The following is a 17,457-nucleotide window of genomic DNA, read 5'->3' as shown; positions in this document are numbered from 1 at the left end:
TGCTTAAGCTGCTACCACGACAACGCGTACGGTGGCTTCAACTTCGGCGTGCAGGTGCACGGCTACGTCGAATTCGCCTACGTTGCGGATGGTGCCGTTCGGCAGACGAACTTCGCTTTTTGCAACTTCAACGCCAGAGGCGGTCAGTGCATCAGCGATGTCGTGAGTGCCGATCGAACCGAACAGCTTGCCTTCGTCACCAGCGGTGGCAGTGATAGTCACTTCCAGCTCAGCCAGTTGGGCGGCACGGCTTTCAGCCGAAGTTTTACGGTCTGCTGCGGCTTTTTCCAGCTCAGCGCGACGCTCTTCGAACGCAGCCAGGTTGGCTGGGGTCGCAGCGGTAGCTTTGCCGTAAGGCAGCAGGTAGTTACGACCGTAACCAGCCTTAACGTTCACTTTGTCACCCAGGTTGCCCAGGTTGGTGACTTTTTCCAGAAGGATCAGTTGCATGTGAAAATCCTCTTAACTTTTAACCTTCACCGTTCGCGCTATCGACGTCTTTCGGCGCCGAACGACCGCGAAAATCAATCAGGCTGTCGACGATGGCCAAGACCACCAGCAACGGATAGATCAGCTGCATGAACAGCAACAGCGTGACGTACAACCCCACCAGCCAGAACCTGGCCAGTCGCTTTTGCGCCACCAGCCCGTGAATCAGGGCCAGCCCGGCGAACACCAGCGGTACACTGCACAACGGCGTTAACATGGCCATCTGCGGACCGATGTTCGGCCCCAGAAGCATGAACGCCAGCAGTAACATCGCCAGCCCCAGCGGGAAGCGGACGGCGCGAAACTCGCGACCGAAACCACCCGGGTTGTACAACAACGCCTGCCAGTAGCGCCCGACAATCAGGCTCAGCACACTGACGATTTGCAACAAGGCCGCAATCAGGCCGGTCAGGACCGGTGCAATCAGGGACGCGAAACGCGCTTGCTCGTCTACCGACAACTTCTGGTAGACATCACCGAGTAGCGACGGCATGACCTTTATCAAAGCCTGCGCCAGCATCTCGATTTGGGGAGCAAAAGCTGTCCCCAGCACCACTGCAAACACCACTCCCATCGCTATGCTGACCAGCAGCACGCGGTTCCAGGACTCGCTTGCGCGCAAAACCAACGCAAGGCTCGAAGACCCCAGCAGCACCAGAAGTGCCCGTGGGTCGTCGGAGTAAAGCCACCAGATCAACGCCGGCAGCAGTCCGAGAGCAAGTACGCCAAGGGCGTCCTTCAATCCGCGCCGCAGGAGCACAAGGCATCCGGCGGCAGCACCCAACCAATACAACAACGGCAATGTTGCGCATCCAGCCACTACGAGAGTGGCCTGCATACGGCCGCGCATGATGAACTCAGCTATGGCACGCATGCATTCAATCCTTTGCTACGTGTCGACTGCCCGGTCTCAGCGGCCGTGGCTGTCGGTGTAGGCCAGCAGGGCCAGGAAGCGGGCGCGCTTGATAGCGGTGGCCAGCTGACGCTGATAACGTGCTTTGGTACCGGTGATGCGGCTTGGAACGATTTTGCCGGTCTCGGATACGTAAGCTTTCAGAGTGTTGAGATCTTTGTAATCGATCTCTTTCACGTCTTCAGCGGTGAAGCGGCAGAATTTACGACGACGGAAGAAACGTGCCATGTAATAGGCTCCTCAAAAGGTCCGTGGATTACTCGTCAGCGTTATCGCTGTTGTCGCTGTCATCACTGTCAACGCCTTCGGCGTCGGAGTGCTCAGGACGGTCGCGACGCTCACGGCGCTCACTGCGGTTTTCTTCAGCCTTGAGCATCTCGGATTGGCCGGTAACGGCTTCTTCGCGACGGATGACCAGGTTACGGATCACTGCATCGTTGTAGCGGAAGTTGTCTTCCAGCTCGGCCAGGGCCTTGCCAGTGCACTCAACGTTCAGCATCACGTAGTGAGCCTTGTGAACATTGTTGATTGCGTAGGCCAGTTGACGACGGCCCCAATCTTCCAGACGGTGGATTTTGCCGCCGTCTTCTTCGATCAGCTTGGTGTAACGCTCAACCATGCCGCCGACTTGCTCGCTTTGATCCGGGTGGACCAAAAAGATGATTTCGTAATGACGCATGAATGCTCCTTACGGGTTGTAGCCTGCCGCTCAAAAGCGGTCAGACAAGGAGTGAATGACACTTATGGACTTGCTGGCGATAGACACATGCGTGCCTGCCGTCACAGCAAGGGGCGCAATTGTAGAGAAGGGACAGAAGAGGTGCAAGGCAATTGGTGATTATTTGAACAGCTCGTCCGCACCACCGACCTTAATGCCTGGCACAGAACCAATGTGGGAGCGGGCTTGCTCGCGAAAGCGGCATCACATTCAACATTGTTGCTGAATGACACACCGTTTTCGCGAGCAAGCCCGCTCCCACATTTTGATCGCGTGCGACTACTTTTTGGTGGCAGCTTTGACGCTGCGCTGGCGCTGCGCTTCAAACAAGCAGACGCCAGTCGCCACGGAAACGTTGAGACTGCTGACGCTGCCGGTCATCGGCAGGTGCACCAGGTAGTCGCACAGATCGCGAGTCAGGCGACGCATGCCGCTGCCTTCCGCACCCATGATCAGGATGGTCGGGCCGGTCATGTCTTGCTGATACAGACTCTGCTCGGCCTCGCCCGCCGTACCGACAACCCACAAGCCGCGCTGCTTGAGTTTTTCCAGGGTGCGCGCCAGGTTGGTCACCGCGACCAACGGAATCACTTCCGCCGCGCCACAAGCGACTTTTCGTACCGTTGGCGTCAGCGTGGCCGACTTGTCCTTCGGCACGATCACCGCCAGCGCGCCGGCCGCATCGGCCGAACGCAGGCAAGCGCCCAGGTTGTGCGGATCGGTCACGCCGTCGAGTACCAGCAGCAGCGGCGCGCCGTCGGTGCGATCGAGCAGCTCGTCGAGCATGGCCTCGCCCCAGACCTGGCTCGGACTGACGTCCGCCACCACGCCCTGATGCACGCCTTCAACCCAGGCATCCAGCTCACGACGCTCGGCATTGCCGACAGGCACGCGGTTTTCCGCGGCGAGATCGATCAGCGTTTGTACGCGCGGATCGCTGCGGCCTTCAGCCAGCCAGATCTGCTTGACGCGTTTCGGGTGGTGACGCAGCAATGCTTCTACCGCGTGCACACCGTAGATTTTTTCCAACTGACTCATGACTTGGCCTTAGGTTTACGCGCCCCGCCGCTTTTGGCTGGGGCCGAACCCGCTTTCGGCGGGCCTTTACGGTGTTTGCTCGGCTTGCTGCCGGGAGCCTTGTCAGGCGCCGACCGTCCGGTCTTTCCCCCAGACGCCGCTTTACCACCGCTTTTCGCATCAGACAGCAACGCCTGCTTCAATTCACGGCTTTTGCGCAGCTCGGCGTTTTTCGCCGCGGCATCGCTTGGACGATAGGCTTCGGGCGCTTTTTCCTTGGCAGGACGACGACCGGTTTTCGCCGGCGCCGGCTCTGCAGCCGTTTTAGCAGCAGGTGCAGCGGTTTCAGTCCCGCGCTTCTTGCGACCGATCGGTGCGCTGATGGTTTTTTCAGCCATCTCGAAGTCGATCTTGCGTTCGTCGAGGTCAACGCGCATCACGCGCACTTCAACAGTGTCGCCAAGGCGGAAGCTGCGACCAGTGCGCTCACCGGCGAGGCGGTGGTGCACAGGATCGAAGTGGTAGTAATCGCCCGGCAGCGCGGTGACGTGCACCAGGCCTTCGACGTAGATATCGGTCAGTTCGACGAACAGGCCAAAACCAGTCACGGCGGTGATCACACCCGGGAACGACTCGCCTACACGGTCTTTCATGAACTCGCACTTGAGCCAGTTCACCACGTCGCGGGTCGCTTCGTCGGCACGGCGTTCGCTCATCGAGCATTGCTCGCCGAGCTGCTCCAGGGCCGCTTCGTCGTACGGATAGATGCGCGCTTTCGGAATGGTCATCGCGCCGGCACGGCGAACGTGCGGGGTGTCCATTTTCGAATGGATGACGCTACGGATCGCACGGTGCGTGAGCAAGTCCGGGTAGCGGCGGATCGGCGAGGTGAAGTGGGTATAGGCTTCGTAATTCAGGCCGAAGTGGCCCTGGTTATCAGCGCTGTACACCGCCTGACTCAGCGAACGCAGCATGACGGTCTGGATCAGATGGAAATCCGGACGGTCCTTGATGCCGGCCAGCAAGGCCTGGTAATCCTTCGGCGACGGGCCGTCCTTGCCTTTGTGCAGGGACAGGCCGAGCTCGCCGAGGAAGGCGCGCAGTTTTTCCAGACGCTCCGGTGGCGGGCCATCGTGGACGCGATACAGCGCCGGTATTTCGTGCTTTTTCAGGAATTCGGCGGTGGCCACGTTGGCCGCCAGCATGCATTCCTCGATCAGCTTGTGTGCATCGTTGCGCACGGTCGGACGGATTTCGGCAATCTTGCGCTCGGTCCCGAAGATGATCCGGGTTTCCTGCGTTTCGAAATCGATCGCGCCACGCACATGACGGGCCGCCAGCAGCACCTTGTACAGCGAGTACAGCTGCTTGAGGTGCGGCACAACGTCGGTGTATTCGCCACGAAGCTGACGCGCCTCGGTGACTTTCGGCGTCTCCAGCATGGTGCTGACCTTGTTGTAGGTCAGACGCGCATGGGAGTGAATCACCGCTTCGTAGAAGCAGTAATCGGTCATCTCGCCGGATTTGGAGATGGTCATTTCGCAGACCATGGCCAGGCGATCGACGTGCGGGTTCAGCGAGCACAGGCCATTGGACAGCTGCTCAGGCAGCATCGGCACCACGCGCTCCGGGAAGTAAACGGAGTTGCCGCGAACCTGGGATTCGTTATCCAGCGCCGAACCGATCTTCACGTAGCTGGAGACGTCGGCAATCGCCACGTACAACTTCCAGCCACCGGAGAACAGGCGCAGTTTGCCCGGCTTGGCTTCGCAGTAGACCGCGTCATCGAAGTCGCGCGCATCTTCACCGTCGATAGTGACGAACGGTAGATGACGCAGGTCGATACGCTTCTCTTTGTCTTTCTCTTCGACTTCAGGCTTGAGCTTGGCGGCTTCTTTCAGCACCGCCTCAGGCCAGACGTGAGGAATGTCGTAGGTACGCAGGGCAATATCGATCTCCATGCCCGGCGCCATGTAGTTACCGACCACTTCCACCACATCGCCTTGCGGCTGGAAGCGCGGGGTCGGCCAGTGCGTGATCTTCACTTCAACGAATTGGCCGATATTGGCGTTGGCGTTGCGGCCCGGCGTGACCAGCACTTCCTGCTGGATCTTTGGATTGTCCGCCACCACGAAGCCGATGCCGCCCTCTTCGAAGTAACGGCCGACGATGGTTTCGTGAGCGCGGGAGACCACTTCGACGATCATGCCTTCGCGGCGACCGCGACGGTCCAGACCGGAAACACGCGCCAGGGCACGGTCGCCATCGAACACCAGACGCATTTGCGCCGGGCTCATGAACAGATCGTCACTGCCGTCGTCCGGAACCAGGAAGCCGAAACCGTCACGGTGACCGCTGATGCGGCCCAGGATCAGGTCGAGCTTGTCCACCGGCGCATAGGTGCCGCGACGGGTGTAGATGAGTTGAGCGTCGCGCTCCATGGCGCGCAGGCGGCGCCGCAGGGCTTCGATCTGGTCTTCTGTGGTCAGACCAAACTCTTCGACCAGTTGCTCGCGGTTAGCAGGCGAACCCCGATCAGCAAGGTGCTGAAGGATCAGTTCGCGGCTAGGAATAGGGTTTTCGTATTTTTCCGCTTCACGAGCGGCCTCGGGATCGAGGGACTGCCAATCGGCCATTAGAGAGTTTTCACCTTGTCTATATGCGGGTTAGTTTGGCATAGGCGTAATGAAACGGGAAATTTCAGGCTGTGACAGCCCATCTAAAGCCCTTTATCGACAGCGCAAAGCTTACTTGAATGCCATTGGTAATATTTTTCAAGTTTTTTTGATGCCGGGGGTTTACAGTTAAAAAGACGCTCCGTATAGTGCGCGCCATCGACGACGCACTAGCGCTGCCGATACTGCCCAGATGGTGAAATTGGTAGACACGCCAGCTTCAGGTGCTGGTGACCGCAAGGTCGTGGAAGTTCGAGTCTTCTTCTGGGCACCAATTTAGAGCTTGAGATTAGATCAATTTCAAGGCTCGCACAAAAACCCGCGAAAGCGGGTTTTTTGCATTCTAAGCATCTGATTTATTAAAACTAAATCAGGGGTTTACAGATCAAAATGCTCTCCGTATAGTGCGCCACATCAACAGCGGCAACGCTGAAGATTATGCCCAGATGGTGAAATTGGTAGACACGCCAGCTTCAGGTGCTGGTGACCGCAAGGTCGTGGAAGTTCGAGTCTTCTTCTGGGCACCAATTCAAATTTCAGAGTTCACTCTGGAATTTCACAAAAACCCGCGAAAGCGGGTTTTTGCGTTTCTGACCTTTAAAAAATCTTCAGTCAAGCGCAATCCCTGTGGGAGCGGGCTTGCTCGCGAAGAGGGAGTGTCAGTCAAACCTGATGTAGCTGAGACACCGCTTTCGCGAGCAAGCCCGCTCCCACAGGGATTGCGCTTGACTGACAGGCATCAACATCTGCGCAACCTCTCCAGCAGACCCATGCCAGCCAGGTCGTCGAAGAGGGCGATCGCTCCCCCGCCGACGTGATCTACACCGAAGAATCGCCGCCATTGAACAAGCTTGGCGAACAAGGCCTGCTGGCGCAAACCGATGCCGCCACCCTCGCCGTTCTGCCCAAAAACTACGTCGCCGGCAACGGCACCTGGATCGGGATTACTGCGCGAGTCCGCGTTGTCGCATTCAATCCCAAACTGATTGATGAAAAAGACCTGCCGAAATCGGTGATGGAATTCTCCGACCCGAAATGGCAAGGCAAGGTCGGTTTCGTGCCCACCAGCGGCGCGTTCCAGGAACAAGCCGTGGCGATCATCAAGGTGCACGGTATGGACGCAGCCGAAGAATGGCTGACCGGCCTGCGCGCGTTCGGCAAGACTTACAGCAACAACATGGCTGCGCTGAAAGCCGTGGAAAATGGCGAAGTCGCCACCGTGCTGGTGAACAACTACTACTGGTTCGCCTTGCAGCGTGAGAAAGGCCAGCTCGATTCGAAATTGCATTACTTCACCGGCGGTGACGTCGGCGGGCTGATCACCGTTTCCAGCGCTGCCGTGTTGAAATCCAGTAAACATCCAAAAGAGGCCCAGCAATTCCTTGCCTACATGGCCAGCGAAGAAGGCCAGCGCGTGATCACCCAGACCACCGCCGAATACCCGCTGCACAAAGGCATGCAATCGGATCGCGGCCTCAAGCCGTTCAGCGAACTGCAAGCGCCGAAAGTCACGCCAGCCGACCTTGGCAACGCCGAAGAAGCCCTGGACCTGGAACGTGACGTTGGCTTGAACTGATGAGCGCATCGTTATCCGCCCCCGTCGCACGCGGGGGTTACGTGCCACGGCGCAAGCGGCCATCGATCTGGCTGCTGCTGCCGGTTTTGCTGTTGGTGGTACTCAGTCTTTTGCCGCTGGCTTACGTCGGGCTCAAGACCTGGCAGGCGGGCTGGGCTGAAGCGCTGCATCTGTTGTGGCGGCCTTATGTGTTCGGTCTGCTCCGCAATACGCTGGAGTTGATGGTCGGTGTGACAGTCGCCTGTGGCGTGATCGGCCTCTCGCTGGCCTGGCTGCTTGAGCGCAGCAACTTGCCGGGGCGGCGTTTGTGGGGCGTGATCCTGTGTTTGCCGTTCGCGGTGCCGGCCTTTGTCAGCAGCTTCACCTGGGTTTCGTTGAGCGCTCATTTCGAAGGTTTGGGCGGGGCGATTCTGGCGATGACCCTGTCCAAGTATCCGCTGATCTTTCTGCCGGTGGCGGCGACCCTGCGCAATCTTGACCCTTCTCTCGAAGAGTCCGCACGGACACTTGGACAGAATCGCTGGGGCGTGTTTTTCAGAATTACGCTGCCATTGCTCTGGCCATCGTTACTGGCAGGTTCGCTGCTGATCACGCTGCACATGCTGGTGGAGTTCGGTGCGCTGTCGATCATCGGCTTGCAGACGTTCATCACGGCGAGCTATCAGCAGTTCGAACTGGAATTCAGCAACGCCAACGGGGCGATGCTGTCGGCGGCGCTTCTGGCGCTTTGTCTGATGCTGCTGTGGCTGGAACTGAAAGTACGCGGCAAAGGTCGGCATGTACGCACCGACCAGGGCGCCGCGCGGCAAGCGGAACAGGTTCGATTAGGGCCGCGGGCTGTCGCCGGACAAGTTTACTGCCTGGCGCTGGCGTTCATCGGCAGCGGAATTCCCCTGGGGATGCTGGCGTACTGGCTGGCGGTCGGTTCGTCGGCAGCGTTTCCGGTGGCGGCGATCAGCGAGGCATTGGTTTCATCTCTGGCGTTGTCGCTGGGCGGCGCGGCGCTGTGCCTGGTGTTGGCGGTGCTGGTGGGATTGTTAGTGGTGCGCTACAAAGGCCGGTTGGCCATCTGGGCCGAGCGTTTGCCGTATCTGCTGCATGCGCTGCCTGGATTGGTGATCGCGCTGACGCTGGTGTATTTCGCGCTGCACTATGTGCCGGTGCTGTACCAGACGTCGGCATTGCTGCTGATCGCTTATGCGCTGCTGTTTTTGCCACTAGCTCAGGCGCCGATTCGTACGGCACTGAACAAGGCTGCACCGCAGCTGGAAGAGGCGGCTCGTACGCTGGGGGCGTCGTCCTTCAGTGCGTTTTGCCGGGTGACGCTGCCGATCATCTTTCCGGCATTGGGGGCGGCGTTTGCGCTGGTGTTTCTGGATGCGATGAAGGAGCTGACGGCGACGTTGCTGCTGAGTCTGACCGGGCTGAATACGTTGGCGACGGAGGTTTGGGCGCATACCGCGAACGTGGAGTTTGCGGCGGCGGCGCCTTATGCGGCGTTGTTGATTTTGGTGTCGGGGTTGCCGGTCTACCTGCTTACGACTCGGATGTATCTGAGTCGCTGAGAATGCCTTCGCGAGCAAGCCCGCTCCCACACTGGATCTGCTGTGAACTCACAATTGGTGAGCACCAGAGATCAAATGTGGGAGCGGGCTTGCTCGCGAAGGGGCCAGCACAGACACCGCATTTCAGGCCCTGAACTGCCCCAGGCTCGCCTTCAACTGCGCCGCCAAGCCATCCAGCACCTTGCCGCTCGCCGTGGTCTCCACCACCGCCTGAGCCGCTTTCTCAGCCTGCGCATGAATGGTTTCAACCCGACCCCGCACCGCCTGCGCACCCTGTGCCTGATGCTCCGCTGCCTGCGTCGCCAGACCAATTGCCGCGTGCACCTGCTCGACCGACACCTGCACCGATTGCTGCAACCGCGCACTGTCACGCAAAACCAACAGACCTTCGCTGGCCTGACGCCCGGCCTGACCGATCGCTGCCACCGCCTCCCGCGCACCTTGCTGCAAGGCCACGATGTGCGCCTGAATGTCACCCGTGGAGCTCTGGGTCTTGCTCGCCAGCGCTCGAACCTCGTCCGCCACCACGGCAAAGCCGCGACCGGTCTCGCCGGCACGCGCCGCTTCGATGGCCGCATTCAGCGCCAGCAGGTTGGTCTGCTCGGCGATCCCGTGAATCACGGTCAGCACCACTTCAATCTGCTCACTCTGCTGCGCCAGTCGCTCGATGACTTTCGCCCCGGTATCGACCTGCCCGGCCAACGCTTCGATCAGGCTGCCGACTTTCGCCGAGGTCCGGGTGTTTTCATCGGTGGCCGAACGGATGTCCACCACCTGCTGCAAGGCCGCCTGCATGGCGTGGCTTTCAGACTGGGCTTCGTCAGCCATTTGCGACAATGCGCGCAGGCTCTCGGCAACCTCGTCACGCTGCATGCCCGCTGCCGCATCGGCACCGGCGTTACGCAGGGTCATGGCACCGATTTCAACACCAGTACGCTGCGCCACATCGCCCGCCTCACGCACGATCGGCTGCAACTTATCCACAAAGCGATTGACCGCCGAGGCCATGTCGCCAATTTCATCCTTGCTGTTGATCTGCACGCGCTTGGTCAAATCTCCCTCGCCCGCCGCCAGGTCGTCCATCGCCGAAATCAGCATCTTCAAGCGGTTGACCACACGATGACCCAAGACCACGGCCAGCAACAGCAACACGCCGCAACCCACCAGCGCCAGACCCATGCCGATGCGCCAGCGCAAGGTCGCCGCGGCCTCCTGTACGGTGCTGGTGGTGTTGGCTTTCATTTCAGAGGCGGTGGACTGAGCGGAGGTCAGACGCGCTCGCATCGCGGTGGCGCTGTCAGCCGCTGCGCCTTTGAGGCTGTCGCCGACCAGTTGATCACTGCTGGCGATCAGCGCGGTGAAGCGCTTGTCCAGCGCCGCCAGATCGGTTTCCACGGAAGCGGTGGAGACGCCCATCAAGACCTTGCCGATTTCCACGCCATTAGGGTTGATCGAGGCTTCGAGGTAGTAAACCGATGGATCGTTCTTCGCCGCATCCAGCACTTTATCCAGCGCGCGCTCGCCCTGGCCTTTCTCCAGAAGGGCCTTGTTGATCGGGTTTTCGCGGTTGAGGTAGCGCGTCAGGTGCTGACCCGTTGCGTCGTCATAGACCACGAACAGCACGTTGGGATTGCGCTGGGTCCGACGGGCGAATTCGGACAGGGTCGGCACGTCGCTGTCCCACATCGCGCGGGGCGCAACCGAAGCCAGGAGCTGCGCCATATCATTGGCGGAATCCTTCAGGTCCTTTTCCAGCGTGGCACGCAACTGTGCCTGTTCGTCCTCCAGTCGCGAGGATAAACCGGTCGTGAGGCGCTGACGCGTACTGGTCGAGAGGTTGTCGAGGCTCGACGTGACTTCACGTCCCGCCTGCTCCAGCTCGCCAGAAAGTTTTTGACTGTCCACCCCCAGGCGCACACCCAAATCGGCTTCCAATGCAGTCACTGTGCTCCGCGTCAGAGCAACAGCCACCAGCACCTGCACCAAAAGGGCGATACCAAGGGTAACGAACACCGGCCGCAATAAACGGCTTTGTAACAATGAGAGAACCGCCGACACTTGATATCCCTCTGGCTGGACGCCATTAAATTGATGGCACGCCAGAAGACGTGCCGATAATGAAGATCACAGCAAAGGTCATGCCGTCCTACAGACAGATACGACAAAGGGCCCAATTAAGGGCCCTTTGTGTTTTACATCAACGACTTATTAAGCGAACGGATGACGCAGAACGATGGTTTCGTTGCGGTCCGGGCCCGTCGAAATAATGTCGATCGGCGCGCCGATCAGCTCTTCGACGCGTTTGATGTAGGCACGTGCGTTAGCTGGCAGCTCTTCCAGGGCTTTGGCACCCACGGTCGACTCGGTCCAGCCCGGCACTTCTTCGTACACAGGCTGCAGACCCACGTAGCTGTCAGCGTCAGTCGGGGCAACATCGTTACCTTCGGCATCTTTGTAGCCGACGCAGATGTTGATGGTTTCCAGACCGTCGAGTACGTCCAGCTTGGTCAGGCAGATGCCCGAGATGCTGTTCACATCGATAGCGCGACGCAGGATAACAGCGTCAAACCAGCCACAACGACGGGCACGGCCAGTAGTCGCACCGAACTCGTGGCCTTGTTTGGCCAGGTGCGCACCGACTTCGTCGAACAGTTCAGTCGGGAACGGACCCGAACCTACACGCGTGGTGTAAGCCTTGGTGATGCCCAGGATGTAGTCGAGGAACATCGGGCCCACACCCGAACCGGTAGCAACGCCGCCAGCGGTAGTGTTAGAGCTGGTCACGTACGGGTAGGTACCGTGGTCGATGTCCAGCAACGAACCTTGGGCGCCTTCAAACATGATGTCTTTGCCGGCGCGACGCAGGTCGTGCAGCTCGGCCGTCACGTCCAGCATCAGCGGCTTGAGCAGCTCAGCGTATTCTTTGCATTCAGCCAGGGTCTTTTCGAACTCGATGGCCGGCTCTTTGTAGTAACCCACCAGCATGAAGTTGTGGTAATCCACCAGTTCACGCAGCTTGTCTTCAAAGCGCGGCATGTTTAGCAGGTCGCCGACACGCAGACCACGACGCGCAACCTTGTCTTCGTAGGCCGGGCCGATGCCGCGACCGGTCGTACCGATCTTCAGCTCGCCACGGGCCTTTTCACGGGCCTGGTCCAGCGCAACGTGGAAGGACAGGATCAGCGGGCAGGACGGGCTGATACGCAGGCGCTCACGCACCGGTACGCCTTTCTCTTCCAGCTTGACGATCTCGCGCAGCAAGGCGTCCGGTGCAACCACCACGCCGTTGCCGATCAGGCACTGCACGCCTTCGCGCAGTACGCCCGACGGGATCAGGTGCAAGACGGTTTTTTCGCCATCGATCACCAGGGTGTGACCTGCGTTGTGGCCACCCTGGTAGCGCACTACGGCGGCAGCATGTTCGGTCAGCAGATCAACGATCTTGCCTTTGCCCTCATCACCCCATTGGGTGCCCAGGACTACGACATTCTTACCCATAACACTTGTCCTCATTCGCGCAAACTTGGTGCCGGCCACGGGCCGACAGGAAAACTCAAGAAGCCAGTGGCGATACTTGCCAAAGCCCGTTCTGCTGAATCAATTGCCGGTCGCAGTCCGCTTCACGGGCGGCGGCCAAAGGTTGTCCAGGCAATGCCTGAACGACACGCTGACCCTCACTGCGCAACTGGCAAACCTGCTGCCAGAGTGCCGCATCCGTACTGTCAGGCATCCAGATACCGCCAGACGGTAGCTCGATTTCAGCACGCCCCAGGGTCACCAGGGTTTTCAAATCGGTAGAGAAACCGGTTGCCGGACGGGCGCGACCGAAGTCGGCGCCGATGTCGTCATAACGACCGCCCTGGGCAATGGACTGGCCAACACCCGGTACGAACACCGCGAACACCACACCGGTGTGGTAGTGGTAGCCGCGCAACTCACCCAGATCGAAGTACAGCGGCAGTTCCGGGAAACGCGTAGACAAACGCTCGGCAATCGCCAGCAAATCGTCCAGCGCCGCCAAAACTGGCGCCGGCGCATTCGCCAGACGTACGCGCGCAGCCTCCAGGACTTCACGGCCGCCACACAGGTCAACCAACGCCCGCAGCATGCCCGACAGATCGGCAGGCAAGCCTTCGGTCAAGGTAATGACCTCGTCGATCGCCTTGCGTTGCAACGCATCAAACAACTGTTGTTCAACTTCACCGGACAAACCGGCCGCGCGGGCCAGGCCGCGGTAGATGCCGACATGACCGAGGTCCATGTGCACATCCGGCACATCGGCCAGTTGCAGCATGACAAGCATCAGGCTGATCACTTCCACGTCGCTGCTCGGGCTGCCATCGCCGTACAACTCGGCGCCCAGTTGAATCGGGCTGCGCGAGGACGACAAGGCGCGCGGCTGAGCGTGCAGCACGCTGCCGGCATAGCACAGGCGGCTCGGACCTTCGCGACGCAGGGTGTGCGCATCGATGCGCGCCACTTGCGGCGTGATGTCGGCACGGAAACCCATCTGCCGGCCCGATTGCGGATCGATGACCTTGAAGGTACGCAGATCGAGGTCCTGGCCCGCGCCGGTCAGCAGGGATTCCAGGTACTCGATATGGGGAGTCACGACAAACTCGTAACCCCAGCTCTGGAACAGATCCAACACCTGACGACGCGCGACTTCAATGCGCGCCGCTTCCGGTGGCAGTACTTCTTCGATGCCATCTGGCAGCAGCCAGCGGTCTACCGTTGCCATTACGCCATTCCCCTATGGTCCGGGCGGCAAGCCTATGGGCGAGCCTTGAGTGAAGCAGAAAATGATCGGCTTTGTTTACAAGCCACGCATAAACAACGCGGCGAAAAGCCTGAAAATAAGCTTCGCCAATCACTTTCCTCGAAAAACCTGTCGAGTCATTCAACTCGGGCACCTGCATAAACAACAGCAATCAAACGTGCAGACGCAAAAAAGCCGGGAATTTCCCGGCTGCCGCATCATACACACGTTTTCCCAAAGGATCACCCCGCCCGAGGCTTTAGCCGCCAGGCGGGGGGATGATTCAGGTCAACGTCGTATCAAGGCTTGGCTTTTTCCAGGTAACGGAAGAAGTCGCTGCTTGGGTCGAGGACCATGACGTCGGATTTGTTCGCGAAGCTTTCACGGTAGGCGCGCAGGCTACGGTAGAAACCGTAGAACTCCTGATCCTGGCCGTAGGCCTTGGAGTAGATCGCAGCGGCCTGGGCATCACCGTCACCGCGAACCTCTTCGGATTCACGATAGGCTTCAGCCAGCAACACGCGGCGTTGACGATCGGCGTCGGCACGAATGCCTTCCGCCAGTTCGTTACCCTTGGCGCGGTGCTCGCGAGCTTCACGCTCACGCTCGGAACTCATGCGTTCGAAAACGCTGCGGTTCACTTCTTTCGGCAGATCGATGGCCTTGACCCGAACATCGACGACTTCGATGCCCAGCTCTTTTTCCGCCATCTTGTTCAGCGACGCCGTGATATCGGTCATCAGCGCATCGCGCTCACCGGACACCACTTCGTGCAGCGTGCGCTTGCCGAACTGGTCACGCAGGCCCGATTCCAGACGACGGGAAAGACGCTCGTCAGCAATCTGCTTGAGGCCGGAGGTCGCGGTGTAGAAGCGCTCGGCATCTTTCACGCGCCATTTGGCGTAGGCATCGACCATGACGGCTTTCTTTTCCAGCGTCAGGAAGCGTTGTGTCGGTGCATCCAGCGTCATCAGGCGTGCGTCGAATTTACGCACCTGGTTAACGTAAGGCACTTTCACATGCAGGCCTGGCTGAACATCGGCCTGAACCACGCGACCGAACTGCAGCAGCACCGCACGCTCGGTCTGAGCCACGATGTAGAAGCAGTTCCAGGCTGCGATCGCCACGACGACGCCGACAATAAGGGCGATCAGCGATTTATTGCTCATCAGCGACTCTCCCTGGTACGTGCTTGCTGTTGCTGCAGATCGGCTGCACGCACATTCGCTTCATTGCCGGTGGCTGCCGCGCCAGTCACTGCTGTGCTGGTGCTGCGGCCACTTTCGACCATCTTGTCCAGCGGCAAGTACAGCAGATTGCTCTGGCCATTCTTGTTGCCGGTCACGAGAACCTTGCTGGTGCTGCTGAAGACTTCCTGCATGGTGTCCAGATACAGACGCTGGCGGGTGACTTCAGGCGCCTTGCGGTACTCGCTGACCAGTTTGGTGAAGCGGTCGGCCTCACCCTTGGCGCGCGAGACGGTTTCGTCACGGTAACCATTGGCATCTTCGATGATGCGCTGGGCCTGACCACGGGCTTCCGGCACGACGCCGTTGGCATAGGTTTCAGCCTGGTTGCGCGAACGCTGCTCGTCTTCACGGGCGCGGATCACGTCATCGAAGGCTTCCTGCACTTCACGCGGTGCGGCTGCGCTCTGTACGTTGACCTGGGTGACGGTGATGCCGGTGCGATAGGTATCCATGAAGCGTTGCAGACGCTCCTTGATCTCGCTGGCCATCAATTCACGGCCTTCGGTCAGCACCTGATCCATCGCGGTGGAGCCCACCACATGGCGCAAGGCACTTTCGGTCGCGTGCTGCAGGCTGATTTCCGGCTGATCAACGCTCAGCACGAAGTCCTGCAGGTTGCTGATCTTGTACTGCACGGTCAGCGGCACTTCGACGATGTTTTCGTCTTCAGTCAGCATTTGACCCTGCTTGGTATAGGCACGCTCACGCGTGACGTTTTCCAGGTACTTGCGATCGAGCGGCGGGAAATAGATGTTCAGGCCCGGGCCGACGGTTTCGTAGTACTTGCCGAAGCGCAGCACCACGGCTTGCTCCTGCTCGTCGACGACGTAGACCGCGCTGTACAGCCACACGGCCGCCAGCACGACCAGGCCGATGCCGAGCAGGCCGCCGAAGCCGCCACTCCTGCCCGAACCACCGCCGTCATCACCGCGTTTCTTACCACCACCGAACAACCCGTTCAGGCTTTCCTGCAGCTTTCGGAAGGCCTCGTCGAGATCCGGTGGTCCCTTGCGGTCGCCGTTATTGCGGCGCTTGCCACCCCAAGGATCCTGATTATTCGAGTTGCCACCCGGCTCATTCCAAGCCATAGCGCTCTCCATCTGATAAAGCAAAGACGCGCCCACGGCGCGCCGACCAATGCTACAGAATGCCTGTCACCACGGCACAACCGCTTTCTCAGGCTTTTATTGCAAAGTGTGTTGCTCGATGAACTCTGTCGGCACAACGCCTTCACGGCTGACCAGCCGATTGAGCTCCGAGCGCGGCAATCGAACGGCCAGCAAGCTGACACCTTCTTCGTCGTGTTCTTCTTTCTGCACCGCTCCGAGTTCGAAGAACTGCGCACGCAGTCGAGCGAATCGTTGCGGCAAGCGCAAGGTACCGATGAATAACTCACTGCCCAGCAACTCGGCAATGGCTTGTTCAAGCAATTCCAGACCACTGCCATCACGCGCGGACAGCCAGACCCGTTGAGGCTTGCCGTTTTCGTCGCGCTGGATTTGTGGCTCAACGCCTTCAAGCAAATCGAGTTTGTTATAGACCTCGAGGATCGGCAAGTCCTGGGCGCCAATCTCGCCCAGCACCACCATCACCTGCTCGATCTGCAACATGCGATCCGGTTCGGCCGCATCGATCACGTGCAACAGCAGGTCGGAGTTGCTCGATTCTTCGAGGGTAGACCGAAATGCCTCGACCAGCTTGTGGGGCAAGTGGCGAATGAAACCCACAGTGTCGGCCAGGACAATCGGCCCCAGGTCGTCCAGTTCCAGACGGCGCAAGGTCGGATCCAGCGTGGCAAACAACTGGTCAGCCGCGTACACATCGGATTTCGTCACGTTATTGAAGAGCGTGGATTTACCGGCGTTGGTATACCCCACCAGGGACACGGTAGGAATATCCGCACGCGAGCGACCGCGTCGCGACTGTTCGCGCTGACTGCGCACTTTTTCCAGGCGACCCTTGATCTGGCGCAGGCGAACCCGCAGCAGACGTCGGTCGGTTTCGAGTTGGGTTTCACCTGGGCCACGCATGCCGATACCGCCACCCTGACGCTCAAGGTGAGTCCAGCCACGAACCAGCCGGGTGCTCATGTGGTCAAGCTGGGCCAGTTCTACCTGGAGCTTGCCTTCATGGGTACGGGCGCGCTGGGCGAAAATATCGAGAATCAGACCGGTGCGGTCGATCACGCGACACTCGAAAACACGTTCGAGGTTACGTTCCTGACTGGGCGTAAGCGTGTGATTGAAGATCACCAGATCGGCTTCTTCGGCATGGACCAGGTCGCGCAGTTGCTCGACCTTGCCGCTACCGATCAGGAATTTGGCGGTTGGCCGATGACGCGGCACGTTAAAAAACGCAACGGTCTCGGCGCCGGCCGAATTAGCCAACTCCTGAAACTCCTGCGGATCTTCGCGCGCCTCAGGGTCCTGTCCATCCAAGTGAACGAGGATCACTCGCTCACCACCACCGTGGCGCTCAAAGAACAAAGGAGACTC

Annotated in this window: 13 protein-coding genes, 2 tRNA genes and 1 pseudogene; 4 read left to right on the top strand and 12 right to left on the bottom strand. The window is 59.6% G+C overall.

What is annotated here, in order from left to right:
* Positions 1 to 3 precede the first annotated feature (3 nt).
* The 6 genes from rplI to rnr form a co-directional block, all read right to left on the bottom strand.
* The gene (rplI, locus tag ACA073_RS02785; RefSeq protein ID WP_008035347.1) at positions 4 to 450 is read right to left on the bottom strand and encodes a 50S ribosomal protein L9; all 447 of its coding nucleotides are present in this window, start codon (positions 448 to 450) and stop codon (positions 4 to 6) included.
* Between the two features lie 19 nt (positions 451 to 469).
* Positions 470 to 1,363, bottom strand: coding sequence for a hypothetical protein (locus ACA073_RS02780; RefSeq protein WP_497401466.1), 894 nt, complete (start codon positions 1,361 to 1,363; stop codon positions 470 to 472).
* 36 nt (positions 1,364 to 1,399) lie between these two features.
* Positions 1,400 to 1,630, bottom strand: coding sequence for a 30S ribosomal protein S18 (gene rpsR / locus ACA073_RS02775; protein ID WP_002551829.1), 231 nt, complete (start codon positions 1,628 to 1,630; stop codon positions 1,400 to 1,402).
* A 28-nt stretch (positions 1,631 to 1,658) separates the two neighbouring features.
* Positions 1,659 to 2,081: a 30S ribosomal protein S6 gene (gene rpsF / locus ACA073_RS02770; protein WP_007939579.1), complete on the bottom strand. Its 423-nt coding sequence runs from the start codon at positions 2,079 to 2,081 to the stop codon at positions 1,659 to 1,661.
* Between the two features lie 318 nt (positions 2,082 to 2,399).
* Positions 2,400 to 3,158, bottom strand: a complete 759-nt coding sequence (gene rlmB, locus ACA073_RS02765; RefSeq protein WP_497401464.1) for a 23S rRNA (guanosine(2251)-2'-O)-methyltransferase RlmB — start codon at positions 3,156 to 3,158, stop codon at positions 2,400 to 2,402.
* Positions 3,155 to 5,773 (bottom strand): ribonuclease R, encoded by a 2,619-nt coding sequence (gene rnr, locus ACA073_RS02760; RefSeq protein ID WP_497401462.1) that lies wholly within the window; start codon positions 5,771 to 5,773, stop codon positions 3,155 to 3,157. Before rnr ends, rlmB begins: the two co-directional genes overlap by 4 nt.
* Positions 5,774 to 5,999: 226 nt before the next feature.
* Between rnr and ACA073_RS02755 the strand changes: the two genes are divergently transcribed.
* The 4 genes and pseudogenes from ACA073_RS02755 (at position 6,000) to ACA073_RS02740 (ending at position 8,953) form a co-directional block, all read left to right on the top strand.
* Positions 6,000 to 6,086 (top strand) — tRNA-Leu (locus ACA073_RS02755).
* Positions 6,087 to 6,252: 166 nt separating this feature from the next.
* Positions 6,253 to 6,339 (top strand) — tRNA-Leu (locus ACA073_RS02750).
* Positions 6,340 to 6,584: 245 nt separating this feature from the next.
* Positions 6,585 to 7,388, top strand: a pseudogene (locus ACA073_RS02745) (extracellular solute-binding protein); the annotation flags it as partial.
* Entirely contained in the window at positions 7,388 to 8,953 is a 1,566-nt protein-coding gene (locus tag ACA073_RS02740) for an ABC transporter permease (protein ID WP_497401460.1), read from the top strand. The pseudogene ACA073_RS02745 and the gene ACA073_RS02740, both read left to right, overlap by 1 nt.
* Before the next feature lie 123 nt (positions 8,954 to 9,076).
* Here ACA073_RS02740 and ACA073_RS02735 read toward each other — a convergent pair whose 3' ends face one another.
* From ACA073_RS02735 to hflX, 6 genes are all read right to left on the bottom strand, one after another.
* Positions 9,077 to 11,011 (bottom strand): methyl-accepting chemotaxis protein, encoded by a 1,935-nt coding sequence (locus ACA073_RS02735; protein ID WP_497401458.1) that lies wholly within the window; start codon positions 11,009 to 11,011, stop codon positions 9,077 to 9,079.
* A 150-nt stretch (positions 11,012 to 11,161) separates the two neighbouring features.
* Positions 11,162 to 12,451, bottom strand: coding sequence for an adenylosuccinate synthase (locus ACA073_RS02730; RefSeq protein ID WP_497401456.1), 1,290 nt, complete (start codon positions 12,449 to 12,451; stop codon positions 11,162 to 11,164).
* Positions 12,452 to 12,506: 55 nt separating this feature from the next.
* Positions 12,507 to 13,694 (bottom strand): ATP phosphoribosyltransferase regulatory subunit, encoded by a 1,188-nt coding sequence (locus ACA073_RS02725; RefSeq protein ID WP_497401454.1) that lies wholly within the window; start codon positions 13,692 to 13,694, stop codon positions 12,507 to 12,509.
* Positions 13,695 to 14,011: 317 nt separating this feature from the next.
* A complete protein-coding gene (gene hflC, locus ACA073_RS02720) occupies positions 14,012 to 14,881 on the bottom strand; it encodes a protease modulator HflC (RefSeq protein WP_059405812.1) in 870 nt (289 codons plus the stop codon).
* Positions 14,881 to 16,050 carry an FtsH protease activity modulator HflK gene (gene hflK / locus ACA073_RS02715; protein ID WP_497401452.1) on the bottom strand — a complete coding sequence of 390 codons (1,170 nt, stop codon included), beginning with the start codon at positions 16,048 to 16,050 and terminating at the stop codon, positions 14,881 to 14,883. The genes hflC and hflK overlap by 1 nt, the downstream gene beginning before the upstream one ends.
* A 96-nt stretch (positions 16,051 to 16,146) precedes the next feature.
* Positions 16,147 to 17,448 (bottom strand): ribosome rescue GTPase HflX, encoded by a 1,302-nt coding sequence (hflX, locus tag ACA073_RS02710; RefSeq protein WP_497401450.1) that lies wholly within the window; start codon positions 17,446 to 17,448, stop codon positions 16,147 to 16,149.
* Positions 17,449 to 17,457 lie beyond the last annotated feature (9 nt).

The organism is Pseudomonas sp. LBUM1670 (assembly GCF_059695695.1).
This window is presented reverse-complemented; position numbering and strand designations above follow the sequence as displayed.